The 3,657-nt window shown below is 62.9% G+C and carries 1 protein-coding gene; it reads left to right on the forward strand.

The features are described from left to right. Positions 1–17 precede the first annotated feature (17 nt). Positions 18–3,657, forward strand: a 3,640-nt coding sequence (locus HF690_RS14935; protein ID WP_168610010.1) for an SDR family NAD(P)-dependent oxidoreductase, incomplete at its 3' end; no start/stop codon positions are given.

Below are 3,657 nucleotides of genomic sequence, written 5' to 3' on the forward strand. Positions count from 1 at the left end.
ATCAGGAACGGGTGTTCGTGGAACTGGGCGCAGGCCAGAGCCTGGGTTCGTTCGTCAAGCAGCATTCGTCCTCGGGTCGCGATGCGGCAGTCGCGGCGACGATCCGTTCGCCGTTCCAGACACAGCGCGACGACGCGTTCCTGCTGGGCGCGGTGGGCCAACTGTGGCGCTCGGGCATCGAGCCGGACTGGGCGGCGTTCTACCGTGAGGAACGCCGGCTGAAGGTCTCGCTGCCGACCTACGTCTTCGACCGGCAACGCTATTGGGTCGAGGCTGCGACCGACGCGGTGGCCGAGACGGATGCCGGCGAGGTGTCTCTGATCAACCGCTTGATGATCGAAGCGGAGAAACTGCCGCTGGCCGACTCCTTCTTCGTACCGTCGTGGAAACGCGCTGGCACGGTGGACGGCGCACTGGAGGCTGCCACGCCAGAGGATGGCTCCTGCTGGCTGATCTTTGCCGACGCGAATGGTATTGGCGACGCGCTCGCCGCGGCGGTGAAACCGCTCGGCATCGAATCGGTGCTGGTGCGTCAAAGCGAGACGTTCTCGGTCGCCGAGGACGGCTCCTTGATGGTTCGCGTTTCGGAGCGGGAGGATTACACCGCTGTATTGAAGGAGCTCAAGCAGCGCAAGCTCACACCGCATCGCATCGTGCATCTGTGGGCAACAGAAGAATGGAATGCCGATCTGGAAGGACCCTTGCAGAAACAGCTGGATGCAGGTTTTTACAGCCTGTTCCATATGGCTCAGGAAATCGGTGAGCGGTTGAGCGACACGCCGATCGAGCTGTGCATTGTTGCCAGCGATCTGGAGCCGGTACTGGGTACGGAGACGATCCATCCGATCAAGGCCACGCTGCGCGGACCGTGCAAGGTGATCCGTCAGGAATTCGCGACGATCGCCTGCCGCAGCATCGACCTGTTCTCGTCCGAAGAAGAGGACCTGGGTGCGGAGCACTTGGGATCGCGACTGGCTGCAGAAATCCTGTCCGGCGGTGAGGACCAGTTCGCTGCGTTCCGTGAGGGCGAGCGCTGGGTTCCGTTTGCCGAACCCGTACGGATCGACGCACCGCAGGATGCCGTGCCGCGCCTGAAGGAGGCGGGGGTCTATCTCATCACGGGCGGCCTCGGCGGTATCGGTCTGGCTTTCGCCGAGTACCTGTACCGAACGAAGTCGGCCAAACTGGTGCTGCTGGGCCGTTCAGGATTGCCGCCGCGCGAGGAGTGGGACGAGATCCTGGCCGCGAATGCGGAAGACCGGATCACCGAGCGGGTACGCAAGGTCCATGACCTCACCGAGGCCGGCGCCGAAGTGCTGCTGATCACGGCGGATGTGGCCGATGCGGAACAGATGGAAGCGGCCGTGCGTGAGGCCGTGCAACAGTTCGGTGCGATCGACGGCGTGATCCATGCCGCAGGCCTCCCCGGCCAGGGACTCACCCAGCTCAAGACTGTACCGGCGGTGGCGCAGGTCATGGCGCCGAAGATCCAGGGCACGCTGGCGCTCGACCGCGCTTTGACCCGGGCAGGTGTCGAACTGGACTTCCTGCTCCTGGTGTCGTCAGTGGCGGCGATCGTGGGCGGCGGTCCGGGTCAGATCGACTACTGTGCGGCGAACGCATTCCTGGATGCGTTCGCGCAGCGCCATCGCCACAGGCATGGCCTGACGGTGTCGATCAACTTCGGTGAGTGGCAGTGGGATGCGTGGAGCGATGGACTGAAGGGCTATCAGCCGGAGATGCAGAAGGCGCTGAGAAAGCACCGGCAGCAATTCGGCATCACCTTCGAGGAAGGCATGGAAGGTACTCGCCGTATCCTCGCACTCGATATGCCGCAGGTTATTTTCTTCCCGGAGGATGCCGCGGACGTTATCGCCAGCAGCAATGCTTGTGTCGTCTCGAACATATCGAGTGCGGTGCAGCAGACACGCGGGCGTCGCCCCACTGCCTATCCGCGCCCTGCGTTGGCGAATCAATTCGTCGAAGCCAGCAACGAACTGGAGCGCACGATCGCTGCCATCTGGCAGCGAGCACTCGGTATCGACCAGATCGGAACCAAGGACAATTTCTTCGATCTTGGCGGCAACTCGCTCGTCGGCTTGCAGGTGATCGCCGAGCTGCGGAAAGAACTGGACGTCGAACTTCGCCAAGTGGTGTTGTACGAGGCGCCGACGATCGATGCGCTGGTTCGCTATCTGTCGCCCGAAGCCGAGGAGCCGGCGGGAGAAGATGCCAGTAAGCTTTTTGCCGAGCGTCGCGAACGGGCGAGGACCGACGGCAGAGCATCGCATGACATCGCATTGGTCGGCATGTCCGGCCGCTTCCCGGACGCGAGCACGCCACAGCAGCTCTGGAAAAACATCAGCGCAGGGACTGAAGCGGTGACGTTCTACACCGATTCGGAATTGCGCGAAGCGGGAGTCACGCCGGCCGAGTTCGGGAATCCGAATTATGTCCGCGCCGGATACGACATCGAAGACTTCGATCTCTTCGACGCGAGACTGTTCGGCTATGCGCCGCGCGAAGCGGAGTTCATTGATCCGCAGCATCGCCAGTTCCTCGAATGCGCCTGGGAAGCGCTGGAGGATGCAGCTTGCGACCCCGAAAGCTACAACGGCTTGATCGGTATCTTTGCCGGATCGAGCGGCAGCGCCTATACGGACAATCTGCTTTCGCGCCCGGATATCGTGGATACAGGCGTGGATATGCTGCAAGTCGTCGTAGGCAACAGCAATGATGCGTTGGCGACCCGGGTGGCCTACAAGCTCAACCTGCGCGGTCCGGCGATGTCGGTGCAGACCTTCTGCTCGACGTCAGGTGTGGCCATGCATTCCGCCTGCAAGAGTCTGCTGTATGGCGAATGCGACATCGCCATGGCCGGCGGTGTCCATATCGCCATCTCGGGCAAGGCCGGCTACATGTACACCGAGGGCGGTATCACGCCGCCGGACGGTCATACCCGAACCTTCGATGCCGATGCTAAAGGCGCCGTGCTAGGAGACGGTGTTGCCGTTGTCGTGTTCAAGCGTCTGGAGGACGCACTGGCCGACGGCGATCATATTTATGCCGTCGTGAAGGGCTCGGCCATGAACAACGACGGTTCATTCAAGGTCGGCTACACCGCCCCGAGCGTTGAGGGTCAGGCTGCGGTGGTCACCGAAGCGCTGGCCGCCGCCGATGTACCGGCCGACAGCATCCGTTTCATCGAGACGCACGGTACGGCGACGGAGCTGGGCGATCCCATCGAGGTGGCGGCGCTGACCAAGGCCTACCGTCAGTTCACCGACAGGGTCGGTTTCTGCGCGCTGGGCTCGATCAAACCCAACATTGGCCATCTGGACCGCGCCGCGGGCGTGACCGGCATGATCAAGGCGGCGCTGTCGCTGCGTAACGAGCAGATCACGCCGGTACTGCATTTCAAGGCACCGAACCCGAACATCGATTTCGTCAACAGCCCATTCTTCGTGGCGGACAAGGCGATGGCCTGGCCACGAGGGGACGCGCCGCGCCGCGCCGGCGTCAATGTGCTGGGTCTGGGCGGAACGAACGTGCACTTCATTCTGGAAGAGGCACCGGAAGTGGAGCCGTCCAGTCCCTCGCGAGAGGCGCAGCTGCTGCTGCTATCGGCCAAGACCCAGGCCTCCCTGGATGGTTTGG

It is taken from the genome of Oleiagrimonas citrea, from assembly GCF_012395255.1.
In the GTDB taxonomy this organism is placed as follows: domain Bacteria; phylum Pseudomonadota; class Gammaproteobacteria; order Xanthomonadales; family Rhodanobacteraceae; genus Oleiagrimonas; species Oleiagrimonas citrea.